This is a genomic window from Botryobacter ruber (assembly GCF_003347595.2).
GTDB lineage: Bacteria > Bacteroidota > Bacteroidia > Cytophagales > Hymenobacteraceae > Pontibacter > Pontibacter ruber_A.
This window is the reverse complement of sequence record NZ_QCZK02000024.1, coordinates 1-15196: the sequence shown is the minus strand read 5'-3', so window position 1 is coordinate 15196 and position 15196 is coordinate 1. Positions and strand designations below refer to the sequence as shown.

Genomic DNA, 15196 nt, shown 5'->3' with positions numbered 1-15196 from the left:
CTACTCGGGCTGTCGCTGACCGAAACGGAGAGGCAGTATACGGGTAAAACACGTACTGTAAAATCGCTAAAAAAAGCTGTAAATCAAAACTTTAGTGCAACTTTATTTTGGTATAGTTATACGGAAAATCAGGAGCCATGGAAGTCTGGTTTTCGTTTTTCTATAAAAGCGGCGACACCTTCTTTGTGATCGTTGGTGTTTCCGGCAATTTTCTGGCACTGTGCCTCGTACTCCAGCATTTCATCCAGCGTGGAACTGAACGACCGGTTGAGCAGCTTCTTGGTAAGCGCAATGGCTTTGGTGGGAGCTGCAGCATAATAGGCGGCCAGTTTGTTTACTTCCGCATCGAGTGCAGCTGGCGCTACCACTTTGTTTACCAGGCCCAGTTGCAGCGCTTCGTCAGCCTTTACTTTAGAACCCAGCGTGCTCAGCTCAAAAGCCTTCAGTGAGCCGACGAGCCGTGGCAGAAAAAAAGAAGAACCGGAGTCCGGCACCAGGCCCACCTGCACAAATACCTCCACCATGCTGGCCTCTGCCGAGGCTATGATCATGTCGCAGGCAAGCGCCAGCGAGCAACCGGCACCGGCAGCAACCCCGTTCAGTTTACAGATCACCGGCTTCGGCAGGTTGCGCATAGCCCGGATAATGGGGTTGTACCGCTTCTCGAGCGACTCCGACAGGTCGCGTTTGCCGGCCTGGGCAATGGCTTTCAGGTCCTGCCCGGAGCAGAAAGCCTTGCCGGCTCCTGTTAGCACCACTACCCGTACCCCCTCGTCGCGGGCTACCTGCTTCAGGGCATCCTGCAGGTCGTAGCTCTGCTGGTCGTTAAAGGCATTAAACACTTCGGGCCTGTTTAAGGTGATGGAGGCTACTCCTTCTTTTACTTCATACAAAAGGCATTCATACGTCATGGTCTGTGTACTTGGTTATCTTTTTTACCTGGTGTAGTAGCTGCTAATCAGTAGTGTTGCAATTTTTTTATAGTTTTTTTAGCTGAACCAAGAATAAATATTAGCAAAAATTAATTTTCTGCACACTTTTTGCTTTTGCTCAAATCGTCCCGGAAGCAGCTTTTTCTTCGTTGGGATACTTTACGCGCACAACCTTAATTAATCTATAAACTATGAAAAAAGTTAGTCTACTTTTAGTAGCAGCTATGCTGCTATGCCTGAGCTCTGTGAGCTATTCCCAATCCAGAAGCCAGCGGCCCGCCAGCCGCTTAACGGCCAGCAGTTCCCTTTCTTCGCTCTCGGCAGGAGGAGCCACGCCTGCACTTGCCGCCAGCCAGACGACGATGCGGCTTCCCCGGTCAGAAAAGCAGTATTTCTGGTTTGGTACGTCCTGGATGCCGGTGCAGGATATTACCCACCAGTACAACAACAAAGGACTTGTTACAGTTAGCGAGGCTACCAACTTACTTGCAGCCGGCGTGCTGCGCACTACGCACGCCTACGATGCACAGGGGCGTGACACGCTGGAGCTTAACCAGGTAAAAGTCGGAAACAACTGGGTAAACGAGTCCCGTACCCGTATTAAATACGACCAGCAGGGCCACATGACCTATTTTGCCATTTTTGAGTGGAACCGGGAAACAAACCAGTGGGAAATAGGCGCTGCTACCAGGCACACCCACACCTACGATTCCAATAACCGCTTGTCTCAATCTGTTTCAGCTGAATACGAAGAAAATAACTGGAACGATATCTCGAAATCTGTTTACGAATATGCAGGCAGCAGTCTGGTGCCGGTTAGCATAACCTCCTATGAGCGTATGGAAGGCGCCTGGGTAGCAGACGAGCGTATGACAGAGTTGGTGTATACGCAGAACCAGTTTGAGCAAAGCTATATCCTGCAACTTTATGATGGAGGCGCCTGGTTTAACAATGCCCGCCATACGTTCTCTTACTCCTTCAACGCTGCTGCCAACACCACTACCGTAACAGAAGTAGTCGATGCTTTCCAGAACAATACCTGGGTGCCGGGCTACAGAACAACAGTGGAGTTTATGGCAGGGGATTACCTGGTAAGCTTAAAAAGTGAGGTATACGAAAACAACCAATGGATAGTAGATGCCGGAAACAGCGAGATTACTCAAATCCAGAAAGATGCAGCAGGAAGCATTACAGATATTGTTTTCAGGTTTTTTGATGAAGAGGCAGGGCAGGAAGTGAACTTCCTGCGTTTTGCCTTCAGCGATTTTATAAATGTAACGGTTACCGGTGTTAAGGATGATGTACTGGCCGGTGCCACCCAGCTGTACCCAAACCCAGTTACAGATAAGTTGCATGTGGCGCTGGATGCTGCCAAAGTACAGGATGCTACTGTAAGCATACACAGCATTACCGGGCAGAAAATGTACGAACGCAGCAGCCTGCGCGGCGAAGCCACCATCGATTTGAGTACGTTTCCGGGTGGCGTGTATTTGGTGCGGGTAACCGGGCCTGATAACGCGGGCTTTACTAAAAAGATCGTGAAGCAGTAGGTTTGGGAGAAAAGCCTTTTTCCGGTGTTTTCCCTGGTTTACTGTAGCAGTAGCGGGTGTGGTGACTGCTGCAGCAAATAGTTAACGGGGTGTTGGGAGATAAAAAGGAAGGGAGTGCCTGTGCTATGCGGCGGGCGCTCCCTTTGCTTTTATGCTTGCAGGTCTAAAATGCTATAGCACCGGCTACCAGGGCCAGCAGGAAACCGCTTCCAAAACCGGCATATACCTGCGCCGGCGTATGGGCATGCAAGGCAAGCCGGGCAGAAAGTACGGCCCCTGTCAGGAGGATAGCGAATAATAGCGGAAGCAACATCAAACCATCCGGAACCAACCGGTGGAGCATAAACAGGATACCAAGGCTGCCTCCCACACCCACACTGTGGGCGCTCACTTTCCAGAACAGCGAAATCAGGAAGGTCAGGAAAACAGACACGGCAATTACACCCATTATAAAGTAGAACAGTTGGTCGAGGGCCGGTTCGCGGTAAAGCAGGTAGGCCGTGGTGGTGTAGCAAAGCCCGGTAAAGAGCAGGGGCAGGCTGCGCTGTTCCCGCCTCTCCATTTCAAAAGAATCTACCTGCCCGGCACGTATCATGGCATAGGCTCCTAAAGCGGGGATTATAAACGTGGTAAAGAAAATCATGACCAGCACAGCCCAGCGCACCTGCAGGGGCAGCGGGAACATGGGGGCCGGCAGGTAATACAAGATAAAAGCAAAAAGATGGGTAGGCATTAGCAGCGGATGGAAAACCACCGACAGTACCTTCGCAAGAGAACGGCTCACAAGCAGGTATTGATAATCAGGAATGACAAATTAAATCAGAGTTTGTAACGCCAGGATTTTCTGGCAAGATATGCTGCCGCTGCTGGCATAGGTTTCTGTGCAGTCCGGGTTGCTGATGTTTTAATGGTTAGCAGTTTACAGCGGCTACAGCTCCTTCCGTAGCCGGGCAACGGGAATGTTGAGTTGTTCGCGGTACTTGGCCACCGTGCGGCGTGCAATATTGTAGCCTTTCTCGTTCAACATTTTCTCAATCTTCTCGTCGGAGAGTGGTTTGTGCTTGTCCTCTTTGTCGATAATCTCTTTTAAAATGTGTTTCACCTCACGGCTGCTGGCATCTTCGCCCGATTCGGTGGCAATACCTTCGGAGAAGAAATATTTGAGCGGGTAAATACCAAACTCGGTTTGCACGGCTTTGCTGTTGGCTACGCGGCTCACGGTACTGATGTCCATGCCAATTTCCTCGGCAATGTCTTTCAGGATCATGGGGCGCAGCTGGCTTTCGTCGCCTTCCAGGAAAAAGTCGTGCTGGTACTTGATGATGGCTTCCATGGTGCGCAGCAGCGTGTTCTGGCGCTGCCGGATGGCATCGATAAACCATTTGGCAGCATCAAGCTTCTGCTTTACAAAGGTTACGGTTTCCTTGAGCTTTTTATCTTTTTTGTCTGATTTATCATAGGCATCAAACATGTCGGAGTAGGAGCGGCTGATGCGCAGGTCGGGCGCGTTGCGGGAGTTGAGCGAGAGCTGCAGCTGTCCGTTTTCGTTCGTTAAAATAAAATCGGGAATGATGTACTGCACCCGCGTCATACCGGCTCCGGCGCCTCCCGGTTTCGGGTTGAGCTTTACGATCAGGTCGACTGCTTTTTTAAGTTCGTCTTCTGTAACCCCGAATTTGGATTGCAGCTTGTGGTAATGCTTTTTGGTGAATTCGTCGAATGCTTCGGTAATAATGCGTTCTGCCAGCACGGTGGTCGCGTCCTGCTCACGGCGGTGCAGTTGCAGCAAAAGGCATTCGGGCAGGTCGCGGGCAGCAATGCCTGCCGGGTCGAAGGTCTGGATCAGGTGCAGGACCTGTTCTATTTCCTGCTCGGTGGTTTCGATGTTCTGCGAAAAAGCCAGGTCGTTTGCAATGGAGCTTAACTCCCGCCGGATGTAGCCATCGTTGTCGATGCTGCCAATCAGCTGCATCCCAATGTTGTACTGCTTGTCGTCCAGCTCCAGGTAACCCAGCTGGTCGAGCAGGTTATCGGTGAGGGAAGAGGACATGGCAATAGGCATTTCCCGGTCTTCCTCGTCGCCGCCGCCACGGTCGCCCTGCATTTTGTAGCCGCTTATTTCATCGTCATGCAGGTAATCGTTCAGGTCGATCTCATCGTTCTTGTTAAAATCGTCTTCGTACTCTTCCTCGCCGGAGCTTTCGGCAAAAGGATCGGTTTCGGCTTCCTCGCGCCCCTCTTCCAGGGCAGGATTTATCTCCATTTCTTCCTTAATGCGCGCCTCTAACTCAGCAGTAGGTATCTGGAGCAGCTTGATGAACTGTATCTGCTGCGGCGATAACTTCTGGGATAAAAGTTGTCTTAAATCGAGTCGCTGCATAGGTTAAAATCTGTTTTCTAGGCTTGGTTGTGCACCTCCAAATTTAGGATAATTTTACTCGCATTTACAAAAAAGGTTAAAATATCGTTACTTTGAGGGTTTTCTTACAGCGCCTGCCCGAAAAGCAACGGAAAACCAAACCAACATCGGGGAAGTTGGGCTTTCTGCCGGGGCGGCTGCTGTACCTGTTCCGATATATCTTAACTGGAAGTAAGGCAACAAGTTTCAAAAATTAATTTATACTTTTATAGGCATCATCGCTTTCATACATTATACGCAATCATAACACATGCAACGCACGAAAGTAAAAGATCTGCTGACAGGAGCCGAGGCAGGCAAAGAGGTACTGCTGAAGGGCTGGGTACGCACCAAGCGCGGCAACAAGTTTGTAAACTTCATCGCCGTGAACGACGGCTCCACCATACATAACCTGCAGGTTGTAGCTGATTCAGAGCATTTCGGCGAAGAGGCGCTGAAAGATGTAACCACCGGTGCCAGCATAGCGGTTACCGGCGAACTGGTGGCCTCGCAGGGCAAGGGACAGGCCTACGAGGTGCAGGCCAAAACCATCGAAGTACTGGGCAAGGCCGACCCGGAAACATATCCGCTGCAGAAAAAGGCGCACTCGCTGGAGTACCTGCGCGAGATTGCGCACCTGCGCTTCCGTACCAACACCTTTGGGGCTGTATTCCGGGTGCGTAACACGCTGGCGTTCGCGGTGCACAAGTTCTTTAACGAGCGCGGTTTTGTGTACATGCACACGCCTATTGTAACAGCATCGGATGCCGAGGGTGCCGGTGAGATGTTTAAAGTAACTACGCTGGACCTGGACAACCTGCCCCGCACCGAGGAAGGGCAGATCGATTTTAAAGAAGACTTCTTTGGCCGCGCCACCAACCTGACCGTATCGGGGCAGTTGGAGGGCGAGCTGGCTGCCATGGCCTTCAGCGATATTTACACGTTCGGACCAACATTCCGTGCCGAGAACTCCAACACGGCCCGCCACCTGGCTGAGTTCTGGATGATAGAGCCCGAAATGGCTTTCCACGACCTGAAGATGAACGCCGACCTGGCCGAGGAGTTTATCAAATACATTATCCGCGAAGCGATCGAGAAAAACGCCGACGACATCGAGTTCCTGGGGCAACGCCTGGCGGAAGAAGATAAGAGCAAACCGCAGCAGGAACGCCAGGAGATGACGCTGATGGAAAAGCTGGAGTTTGTGGTAAACAACAGCTTTGAGCGCATTACTTATACCGAAGCCATCGACATCCTGCTCAACTCGAATCACTATAAAAAGAAGAAGTTCCAGTACGATGTAGCCTGGGGCGTAGACCTGCAGAGCGAGCACGAGCGTTACCTGGTAGAAAAGCATTTCAAAAAGCCGGTAATCGTGACGGATTATCCCAAAGACATCAAAGCCTTTTACATGCGCCTCAACGACGATGGCAAAACCGTTGCCGCCATGGACATCCTGGCGCCGGGCATCGGCGAGATTGTAGGCGGATCGCAGCGGGAGGAGCGTTACGAACTGCTGGTGGAGCGCATGAAAGGCGTAGGCATAACCGAAGAGGACCTGTGGTGGTACCTGGATACCCGCCGCTTCGGAGGCTGCCCGCACGCCGGCTTCGGACTGGGCTTTGAGCGCCTGGTGCAGTTCGTGACCGGTATGGGCAACATCCGCGACGTAATCCCATTCCCGCGCACGCCGAAGAATGCGGAGTTTTAGCAGCGGCTAAATCTGGTAAGATAAGAGAGGTTGTTCTGGATACGGGGCAGCCTCTTTCTTATTATAACAGCTTGTGTACCTAAAGTGGCAAAATAGGGTTTGTTCGATATGAAATGCTACTCTTATCAAAAGAAAAATGACGGTTGCTATGAAACGAATGATTGTTTGTATACTTTGGCCGGAAATTTGCACGTTAAACAATTAAAATAATCAGATAAAATTAATGCGCAAGTTCCTTTTAATCATGTTTCTAATGGGTGCGGTTGCTTTAGAAGCAAGCGCCCAGCAGGAGTTTGCAAATGTAGAGCTGCCCGTGCGACGTGCCGAAGATATGGTGTCGGTGGCGGATGGCGACGGCAACGTTTGTATTTACTCCTACCAGAGCAATAAGCTTTATTTTAATGTAATTTCTCCTACCGGCGAAGTAATCGCCTCGCATGAAATACCGTACCGTTACAGCCAGCAGCCGCAGATTTTTGGTTCACGGGTTACGCCGGACGAATTTGTTTTCTATAGCCGCTATATAAATGGCCGCCGCGAGTATGTGCGCCCGTTTGCCATCAGCCGAAATACCGGTGCGTTCCGCAGTTTGCAGGACATTGAGGTGGTAAAAGGCCGGGGCGAAGAGTTCATGGGCGGATTTGCCGATGCCAGCCACCTGTACATGCTGTTTTCCGATAGAAAAGGTAACCTGATCCTGCACCGCGACAACGGGGAGGGCGAGGCCCGGCTCGAGAAGAAAACCTTTGTCAACAACATGCCCAAGACGCGCCAGCGCATGGAGCGGGAAAGCCAGCTGATATTCGTGCATCCTGACCTGGAGCGCAATGTGTTCACGGGCCACCACCGCAGCAAGATGTACACCAACGGCGATAAGATCTTCATGATCTTCGACGGCTATTACCTGCGAGGAGAAGGCAACAAAACAACCACCGAAATCCTGACACTGGACTGGAACACGGGCCAATCCGCTTACCGGGCGCTACCGGCCATCGAGCAAAAAGGCAGCCTTGGGTTTAATTCGTTCCTGCACCAGGGCCGGCTGTTCCGGGTGCTGATGGACAAAGAGCAGCTGAACCTGACGGCGTACGATTTCAACACCCTGCAACCGCTGAAAGAATATAGCTATACGGCTGAAGAAGAGATCGCCATTAAAGCCACACCGGTGTATCAGCGCGGTGTGAAAGGGCTGTTCTCTTCGGATACCAAGGTGCTGGAGAAAACCTCTAAAGTGATGAAAAACCTGGCCAGCGGTGTACCGGCCATTACCGTAGATGCTTTCAGCGACAGCACCATCCAGCTGACCATTGGTTCGTATGAGCCGCCGCAAACGCAGCGTAATGGCGATCCGTCGCGGATGGTACGCACACCCGACCGCTACGTGAGCACCTCCCGTGGATTAATGATGATTCCGGGGCGCTGGGTGCCTGCTTATAGCCTGCCGTACAGCTACGGCGCTTTTCCGGGGTACTACTACGGCGTGTACGATCCGTTCCGGAACAGCGGTTCCGGTGCTTCGGCTGACCAGGGCATCAGCACGTATTTCAGAGCGGTACTTGATAGTAAGTCCCTTGCCAAAGTAGAGACGGGCGAAGATGGTCTGATCGAGGACAAGGTTGAGAAATACGAAGAAGAACTGAAGCCGATGCCGGAAGTAAGAACCCGCTACCGCTATGGTAACAAGCTGCATTACGGCTATTACGACAAGCGTTCCAAAACCTTTAAAATTGTGGAGTTTGCTCAAAACTAAAAGCAGCATCACCTTTACATAAAAAAGCCTCACGCACCGGTACCGGGCGTGAGGCTTTTTCATTGTCAGCCCGATTGTTTCTTATTCGTCAGCTACAGCTATCATGCTCCGTATCCGGGCCTGTATCACAGGGCTTTCCTGGTAAGCGATCATGATCTTTTCGTATTTATCCAGCGACATGCCATCTTTTTCGATGGCTTCCTGTACGCCTTTCTGTACAACAGGCTGAAGTTCCATTAAGCGTTGCGCTATTTTGTTAAAAGCGGCTTTTTCTTCGGGTGTAGCGTCTGCCTCATCGAATTTGTGGTTCTGGTACGCAACGGCCAGTTCATTAAATTTATTTATATCAAGTTTCTCTTCTACTAAGATAGACAACATCAGCTTTTCACTCTCTTCCTGTACTACCATCAGCCTGCCATTGGCATCGATAAACTGCTGCAGTTCAGCATCGGTAAAGGCTGCCAAAGGTTGTTGCTGTTCTGTCTCCGGCGGTGTTGCCTCCTGTGCAAAAACACTGTTTGTAAAGCTTACCAGGCACACCATACATGCGGCTACAATTATCTCCTTTAGTTTATTTATATTTTTCATGATATTCCGGAATTTGGTTATAGAAAATAACAATGAAGTTATGTGGTAAAAAATAGATTTTATTAAGGCGATAGTTGTTGTGCCGCCTTAATAACTATACTGATTTTGTATAAATTAGTTGTTGTTTTAGCGGCCCCGGGTAAGGGCAAAATTGTACAACAGCCTTCAGGTGGATGCGCAGAATTTTTCGGCAGCAAAAGCCGGAACGGGAGCAGCGGGAGTGGTGGCCGGTGCAGCAGAAAAAACGAGGCTGTAACTGCTTCCTTTGCCGTATTTTTCAGAGCATTTCAGGAGCAGAAGGAGTGGTGGCTGCAGCAGAAAAGTTTTTAAACGCTGCTGCACCGGCCACCACAGCCTCTGCTCCTGAAAGTGTGACTTAGATACTTGTGTTGGCGGTTACGCCCGGTAAGGTTTTAGCTTTTCCTTTTGGATAAGCTGTTTCTCCAGGAGCTGCTGCACTTCAGGCTTGCTATAATCGTCCACCGATTTAATGTGCTTCATTACCTTGCGCATGATCTTGTCCTGGATGCGGCCTGTTTCCAGGGCGTAGGAGTAGGGGTAGTCGGAGAAGGTGACCATCGAGTAAAGCGGAATCCATTTGCCGGGGTACTGCTCGTTTATTTTAGCTTCTATTTTTTTGCGGAGCAGGAAACGCGGATCGGCTACCTTGTCGCGCATTTCGATGAAGTTTTCTACCGCCAGATCGGCAATGGCATCGGCATCGGGTTTACGTTTCTGCTCAAAGGTTTCGAAGAGTTGTTGCCAGTCGCCATCGAAGGTATCCAGCAGTTGGTCCAGTACGGTGATGTCTTCGAAGCCGGCGTTCATGCCCTGCCCGTAGAAAGGAACAACGGCATGGGCCGCATCGCCGATCAATAAGGTGTTGCCCCCGTACGACCACGGGAAGCACTTGATGGTTACCAGCGAACCAACCGGGTTTTCAAAAAACTCTTCTGCCAGGCCGGGCATCAATGGCACCGCATCCGGAAACACACGCCCGAAGAACTCCAGCAGCTGCGCCTCTGTGGTGAGCGAGGCAAAAGACGCTTCGCCTTTATAAGGGAAAAAGAGGGTGCAGGTAAAGCTGCCGTCGATGTTGGGCAGGGCAATCATCATGTAGTTGCCACGCGGCCAGATGTGCAGCGCATTTTTTTCGAGTGCCCAACCACCGTCTGCTGTTGCCGGAATGGTCAGTTCTTTGTAGCCGTACTCCAGGTAGCTTTGCGAATAGTTATAGAGCTCCGTTTTCTGCATGGCCAGGCGCACCATCGAGAAGGCGCCGTCGGCACCGAAAAGTAAATCCGGTTTGAGTTTGGTCTGTTCCTGTGTTTCCGTGTTTCGCAGCAGCGCTTCGTGTTTGCGCAGGTCCAGGTCCAGGAGCTGCTCGTTAAAGTGGAAGTTGATGTTGGGGTCGGGCTCCGACAGGTTCATCAGCGCCATGTTCAGACCCGCCCTGGAGACAGAGTAAATATATTGTCCTTCTTTGCCGTAGGGCAGAAACGAGAGCTTGCCTTGTTCGTCGTGCATCATGCGGCCGTGCATGGGCACCGCCACCTTGCGCACCTGCTCTTCAATGCCAATGCCGCGCAGGGCGCGCCAGCCCCGGTCGCTGAGGGCGAGGTTAATGGAGCGGCCGCCATCTACGGTTATCTTTCTTAAATCCGGGCGGCGCTCGTACAGGTCAACTTTATGGCCCCGCCTGGACAGGTACAGCGAAAGCAGCGACCCAACCAGACCGGCTCCGATAATGGCAATGTTCTTTTTATCCGTCATAATGAAAGGCAAACTCCCTTGTGGCTGTAAAGTAACAGGTAAGTTTTGGCAATGACAACCCCAAAAGCAGCTGTTATAATACCTGCCGGAAGGTGAGGTTGATGCGGGGTTGTACGGTTTTTGCTGTTTTCGGGATGCTGTGCTGCCAGAAGTGCTGTGTTGGCCCCTGCATGAGCAGCAAACTTCCGGAAGGCAGTGTCAGTCGGACGGGTGCTACATCTTTCCGGAAGCGGTGGCGGAAGGCAAAGCGGCGTTCGCCTCCAAAACTAAGCGAGGCAATAACAGGTTCCTGCCCCAGTTCCGGCTCGTCGTCGGAGTGCCAGCCCATGCTGTCGTGGCCGCTGCGGTAGAGGTTGAGCAGCACGCTGTTGTAGGTGTGGCCGGTTGCCTGCTCTACCTGCTCTTTCAGTTGCTGCAGTACCGGAATCCAGGGAGCAGGCTTGTTTTGCAGGCCGGAATAGGTGTAGGCTTTGTCGCCGTACCAGGCGGTAAGGCGCGGCATGGCGGTTTCTTTGCCAAAAAGTTTGATGCTTTCCTGTTTCCAGTTTATTTGCTGCAGCAGCTCCTGAAAATAGAGCTCACTTTGTGTAGCACCGAAGAAATGCGGGGCAAAATATACCTCGGCATCGGGCATCGCCAGCTTTTCAAAATCACCTGCTAAGGGCATCCGTGTGTGGTTAATGATGTTGGGTGATATGTTACCGGTCGTTGGGGCTGCTTTTTAGACTTTGCTGCTCCTCTTTTACTTCCGGTTGCTGCTTCCGGGCAGTATCAAGATATTGCATCGCCCTGCTGGCGGTTACGCCGTGTAAAACAATAGAGGTCATGACAATAAAGCTAACTACCGCCCACAATTGGTTGGCATCAACAAAATTAATCTTATCCAGCGCGAAAGACAGGTAAAAGAAAGAGCCGATCCCTCTTATCCCGAAAAAACTGATCCCCAGCTTCTCTTTCAGCGAGCAGTCGACCCCGATCAGCCCGATAAGCGCACTGGCCGGCCTGATCAGAAACAGGAAGACCAGTCCGGCCAGTGCGCCCTGCCAGGTCAGGTACTCCAGCACCCCGGTCACCAAACTTCCTCCAAAGAGCATGAGCAGGATAACCATAATGATGCGCTCCACCTGGTTTACAAAGTCGTGCATTTCGGTGTGGTAGTAATCTTCTTCTTCGTAGCTGCTCATGGTAAGCGCCGTTACAAAAACGGCAATAAAACCGTAGCCGTGCAGCAGTTCCGTTACCCCATACGATACCAGCGTGGCCGATAAAGCCAGGAAACCGTCTGTAGCCCGTGGAAAGCTCGATTTACGGGGCAGGAAAAAAATGAGGTAAGCCAGCAGCCGCCCGAGCAGGTAACCAATGCCGACACCGGCTGCTACCCTGTAAAGCAAATCGCGCACGACCCACTCGCCAAGCCAGTCGCTGTTATTCTGGGCCGCCACCGCCAGCACCACGGCCAGCCAGGTAAAGGGGAAAGCGGTACCGTCGTTCAGGCCGGCCTCTGCTGTTAACGAAAAGCGCACATCGTCTTCTTCTTTATCGTGTGGCGGACCAACCTGTACCTGTTCCGCCAGCACCGGGTCGGTGGGCGCCAGTACGGCGCCAAGCAACACAGCGCCCGCCACAGTCATTCCCAGGAAGTGCCACCCTACCAAGGCCAGAATACCGATACATAACAACATGGTTACCGACACCAGGCGCAAGGGGATCTGCCAGTTTTTCCAGCTAAACCTGCGCCTGATTTTCAGGCCGGTGCCCATCAGTGAAATAATCACACTCAGCTCCGTAAGCCTGACAACGTAATCTTCCTGCCAGATAGGATCCGGATCGGCAAGCCGTAAGGGCAACAGGTAAATCGCCACACCTGCCAGCAAAAACAGGATAGGGTACGAAACAAATGTTCTTTCCATGATGGCGGGTATCCAGGCCATGGAAAGGGCAGCAACTCCTATAATAGTGAGTTGTACGATATAATTATCCATTGTAATAGCGCCGTTAAAGACAGGCGGAGGTTGTCATGTTGCGAACCAGTTCCGCCGGTAGGGCTTCATACGTAGGTTTCGCCTGTTTCGTCTTTCCCGGATATTAGCAGTTCTTTTCCGGATGATTGGTGTCGGGCTGATTTCCCGGCATCAACTGTTTTGCATGTCGCCACCCAGGCATTCCTGTCGCTCATAAATTCTGCTGCGCCCGCCACCACAGCCACTGCACCTTAAATGCCTGGGAAGGAGGGACGTTAGCGGGTAGTCAGGCACTGGCGCAGCACTTCAGCAAAGCGGAAAACTTCCTCAAAGGTATTGTAAAGCGGGGTAGGAGCGACCCGAATAACGTTAGGTTCACGAAAATCGACGATGATGCCGGCTTCTGTCAGTTTATCGAAAAGCAGGCGGGCGTTCTGCTTCACGAGCATCGAGAGCTGACATCCGCGTGCCGCCGGGTCGCGTGGCGTTATTACCTCCAGCGTATTTTTGTTTACCTGCAGGTCATCTATCAGAAACTCCAGGAAACCTGTCAGTTTTTCGCTTTTCTGGCGCAGGTTGGCTATACCGGCCTCGTCAAACAGCTCGAGCGAAGCGCGATGTACGGCCATCGGCAGAATCTGGGCGTTACTCAGTTGCCAGCCTGCAGCTCCGGGCATCGGGATAAATCCTTTTTTCATCTGAAACCGGACAGAGGCATCGTGTCCCCACCAGCCTGCAAAACGTGGAATGTCGGGATTGTTGCCATGGCGCTCGTGCACAAACACTCCGGATGTGCCACCCGGACCGGAGTTCAGGTATTTATAACTACACCAAACCGCAAAGTCCACCTCCCACTGGTGCAGCTGCATCACCACATTGCCCGCCGCATGCGCCAGGTCGAAGCCCACTAAGGCACCAGCTGCATGCCCTGCCGCTGTGATGGCTGCCATATCGAACAACTGACCGGTGTAGTAGTTAATGCCGCCCATCATCACAAGCGCCAGCTCATCGGCATGGCTGTTTATGCTTTGGATAATATCTTCGGTGCGCAACGTGTGCTCCCCCTCGCGCGGGAATAGTTCGATAATGGCATCATCCGGATTGTAGCCATGAAACCGTGTCTGCGACTCCAGGGCATATTGGTCAGACGGAAAAGCCCCGCCTTCGGTAATAATCTTATACCGTTTGCCCTGCGGCCTGTAAAACGACACCAGCATCAGGTGCAGGTTTACGGTAAGCTGGTTCATCACCACTACCTCTGCAGGGTTAGCTCCCACTACACGGGCAGTAGCTGCTGCAAGAAGTTCATGATAACTGAACCAGGGCGTATCGCCTTTAAAATGGCCTTCAACAGCAAAGTCGGCCCAGTTCTGCATTTCGTGGTCCAGGTAAGCCTGTGCCGATTTGGGTTGGAGGCCTAAGGAGTTTCCGCAAAAGTAGATAGCATCCTGGCCTTTAAGTTGTGGTGCATAAAAGCGGCTTTTATAGTGCTGCAGCGGATCCAGCTGGTCCTGCTGCTGGGCAAAGGCGAGTGAATTCTGGTAGTTCATGTGGTGTAGCGGATTAAAATGGTGCTTCCTCTGCACCATACGCATGAGAGCGCTAAGATGGCAAAATAAGGTGAGATCTGACAAGATAAATGGCTGCAAGTAATTACTGCACCTGTCACCACAGCCTCTGCTGCTTTGCCTGAACCGGGATTCCCGCTGATTTATCTGATTTCATTGATTTCTTTTCCCTGCTCCTTGACTGCTCCTGCCACTATTGCCACTGCCGGGCAGGAAGTAGTGTCAACGAACTACATCAGGTGCATCAGGAAAATCAGCGGGAATCCCGGTTCAGACAAAATAATCCAGCTGGTTCAGAGGACTTTACCTGAAAATCGGGAAAATGTTAGCTACAGCTCTTGCAAAGCGAAAAACAATTTCTACCTTTGCACTCCCAACGCAAACGAGCGGCGGGAAACGGAAGCCAGGCAGTGGCTACCGGCGCATGATGAAAACGAAAAGCTTGAAATTATTTTTTGCTTTTGCTTGCAACTTCAGAAGTTCTGCTTACCTTTGTAACCCGTTTCAGCAGGAGGCGGCCAGAAAGAGGTTTTGCTAACAGCTGTAAGTAGCTAAAGCAGAAGCAGAAAGAGGTAAAAAAAAGAAATTGAATTTCTTTTGGAAGGTCGGAAAAAGCTGCTTACCTTTGCCTCCGCTTCCTGAAAAATGCACAGCAGGCGGCAGGGTAGCTGAAACAGAAAAGAAAAAAAAGTTTTTCAAAAGCATTGCAAAGTTAAAAAGTTTGCTTACCTTTGCAACCCCAATCAGAACAGAAGGTTCTGAAACGGAAAAAATAACACGAGCTACAGCAGTAGCACAGGAGAAGGAGGAAGTCCTTCTGCAGGTTCTTTGAGAGATTGAAAGAGACGAAATTAAAATCCGCGCGGGTAAATTACCTGCGTCAATTCTAAGGAAAAGGAAAACGGGTCGGGACAGACAGACACATTGGCTGCTTTCGGGTAGCTTAAAGAGTATTCTTACAATGG

14 protein-coding genes are annotated in these 15196 nt (G+C 51.3%); 4 read left to right on the top strand and 10 right to left on the bottom strand.

Features of this window, described 5'->3' with window-relative positions; genetic code table 11:
* Positions 1 to 128: 128 nt before the first annotated feature.
* Complete coding sequence (locus DCW36_RS05415) at positions 129 to 911, bottom strand: enoyl-CoA hydratase-related protein (protein ID WP_114777340.1); 783 nt, start codon at positions 909 to 911, stop codon at positions 129 to 131.
* A gap of 212 nt (positions 912 to 1123) precedes the next feature.
* Here DCW36_RS05415 and DCW36_RS05410 point away from each other — a divergent pair, with 212 nt between their 5' ends.
* Positions 1124 to 2482: a T9SS type A sorting domain-containing protein gene (locus DCW36_RS05410; protein WP_114777339.1), complete on the top strand. Its 1359-nt coding sequence runs from the start codon at positions 1124 to 1126 to the stop codon at positions 2480 to 2482.
* 163 nt (positions 2483 to 2645) lie between these two features.
* Here DCW36_RS05410 and DCW36_RS05405 read toward each other — a convergent pair whose 3' ends face one another.
* Both DCW36_RS05405 and rpoN read right to left on the bottom strand, forming a co-directional pair.
* Positions 2646 to 3266: a hypothetical protein gene (locus DCW36_RS05405; protein ID WP_240676064.1), complete on the bottom strand. Its 621-nt coding sequence runs from the start codon at positions 3264 to 3266 to the stop codon at positions 2646 to 2648.
* A 144-nt stretch (positions 3267 to 3410) separates the two neighbouring features.
* Positions 3411 to 4862, bottom strand: a complete 1452-nt coding sequence (rpoN, locus tag DCW36_RS05400; protein ID WP_114777337.1) for an RNA polymerase factor sigma-54 — start codon at positions 4860 to 4862, stop codon at positions 3411 to 3413.
* A 289-nt stretch (positions 4863 to 5151) separates the two neighbouring features.
* Between rpoN and asnS the strand changes: the two genes are divergently transcribed.
* Both asnS and DCW36_RS05390 read left to right on the top strand, forming a co-directional pair.
* The gene (asnS, locus tag DCW36_RS05395; protein WP_114777336.1) at positions 5152 to 6591 is read left to right on the top strand and encodes an asparagine--tRNA ligase; all 1440 of its coding nucleotides are present in this window, start codon (positions 5152 to 5154) and stop codon (positions 6589 to 6591) included.
* A gap of 223 nt (positions 6592 to 6814) precedes the next feature.
* On the top strand, positions 6815 to 8341 hold the full coding sequence (locus DCW36_RS05390; protein ID WP_114777335.1) for a hypothetical protein: 1527 nt from the start codon (positions 6815 to 6817) through the stop codon (positions 8339 to 8341).
* An 81-nt stretch (positions 8342 to 8422) separates the two neighbouring features.
* On the opposite strand, the gene DCW36_RS05385 is transcribed toward DCW36_RS05390, so the two are convergent.
* Positions 8423 to 8929, bottom strand: a complete 507-nt coding sequence (locus DCW36_RS05385) for a hypothetical protein (protein ID WP_114777334.1) — start codon at positions 8927 to 8929, stop codon at positions 8423 to 8425.
* Positions 8930 to 9102: 173 nt separating this feature from the next.
* Between DCW36_RS05385 and DCW36_RS05380 the strand changes: the two genes are divergently transcribed.
* Complete coding sequence (locus DCW36_RS05380; RefSeq protein WP_128396950.1) at positions 9103 to 9309, top strand: hypothetical protein; 207 nt, start codon at positions 9103 to 9105, stop codon at positions 9307 to 9309.
* A 16-nt stretch (positions 9310 to 9325) separates the two neighbouring features.
* Here DCW36_RS05380 and DCW36_RS05375 read toward each other — a convergent pair whose 3' ends face one another.
* The 6 genes from DCW36_RS05375 to DCW36_RS22705 form a co-directional block, all read right to left on the bottom strand.
* Positions 9326 to 10702 carry an FAD-dependent oxidoreductase gene (locus DCW36_RS05375; protein WP_114777333.1) on the bottom strand — a complete coding sequence of 459 codons (1377 nt, stop codon included), beginning with the start codon at positions 10700 to 10702 and terminating at the stop codon, positions 9326 to 9328.
* 73 nt (positions 10703 to 10775) lie between these two features.
* Positions 10776 to 11369, bottom strand: a complete 594-nt coding sequence (locus tag DCW36_RS05370; RefSeq protein WP_205702881.1) for an alpha-ketoglutarate-dependent dioxygenase AlkB family protein — start codon at positions 11367 to 11369, stop codon at positions 10776 to 10778.
* 31 nt (positions 11370 to 11400) lie between these two features.
* Positions 11401 to 12684: a cation:proton antiporter gene (locus tag DCW36_RS05365; protein ID WP_114777332.1), complete on the bottom strand. Its 1284-nt coding sequence runs from the start codon at positions 12682 to 12684 to the stop codon at positions 11401 to 11403.
* Positions 12685 to 12749: 65 nt separating this feature from the next.
* Entirely contained in the window at positions 12750 to 12878 is a 129-nt protein-coding gene (locus DCW36_RS22940) for a hypothetical protein (RefSeq protein WP_262708143.1), read from the bottom strand.
* A gap of 60 nt (positions 12879 to 12938) precedes the next feature.
* Positions 12939 to 14213 (bottom strand): kynureninase, encoded by a 1275-nt coding sequence (gene kynU, locus DCW36_RS05360; RefSeq protein WP_114777331.1) that lies wholly within the window; start codon positions 14211 to 14213, stop codon positions 12939 to 12941.
* 552 nt (positions 14214 to 14765) lie between these two features.
* On the bottom strand, positions 14766 to 15196 hold a 431-nt coding region (locus tag DCW36_RS22705), incomplete at its 5' end, for a hypothetical protein (RefSeq protein WP_205702880.1).

Excerpts from the sequence above, each read along its gene's own strand:
- DCW36_RS05410 (WP_114777339.1), top strand. The coding sequence starts at position 1,124 with ATGAAAAAAGTTAGTCTACTTTTAGTAGCAGCTATGCTGCTATGCCTG.
- DCW36_RS05415 (WP_114777340.1), bottom strand. The coding sequence starts at position 911 with ATGACGTATGAATGCCTTTTGTATGAAGTAAAAGAAGGAGTAGCCTCC.
- DCW36_RS05390 (WP_114777335.1), top strand. The coding sequence starts at position 6,815 with ATGCGCAAGTTCCTTTTAATCATGTTTCTAATGGGTGCGGTTGCTTTA.
- DCW36_RS05380 (WP_128396950.1), top strand. The coding sequence starts at position 9,103 with ATGCGCAGAATTTTTCGGCAGCAAAAGCCGGAACGGGAGCAGCGGGAG.
- DCW36_RS05375 (WP_114777333.1), bottom strand. The coding sequence starts at position 10,702 with ATGACGGATAAAAAGAACATTGCCATTATCGGAGCCGGTCTGGTTGGG.
- asnS (WP_114777336.1), top strand. The coding sequence starts at position 5,152 with ATGCAACGCACGAAAGTAAAAGATCTGCTGACAGGAGCCGAGGCAGGC.
- DCW36_RS22940 (WP_262708143.1), bottom strand. The coding sequence starts at position 12,878 with ATGAGCGACAGGAATGCCTGGGTGGCGACATGCAAAACAGTTGATGCC.
- rpoN (WP_114777337.1), bottom strand. The coding sequence starts at position 4,862 with ATGCAGCGACTCGATTTAAGACAACTTTTATCCCAGAAGTTATCGCCG.
- kynU (WP_114777331.1), bottom strand. The coding sequence starts at position 14,213 with ATGAACTACCAGAATTCACTCGCCTTTGCCCAGCAGCAGGACCAGCTG.
- DCW36_RS05385 (WP_114777334.1), bottom strand. The coding sequence starts at position 8,929 with ATGAAAAATATAAATAAACTAAAGGAGATAATTGTAGCCGCATGTATG.
- DCW36_RS05370 (WP_205702881.1), bottom strand. The coding sequence starts at position 11,369 with ATGCCCTTAGCAGGTGATTTTGAAAAGCTGGCGATGCCCGATGCCGAG.
- DCW36_RS05365 (WP_114777332.1), bottom strand. The coding sequence starts at position 12,684 with ATGGATAATTATATCGTACAACTCACTATTATAGGAGTTGCTGCCCTT.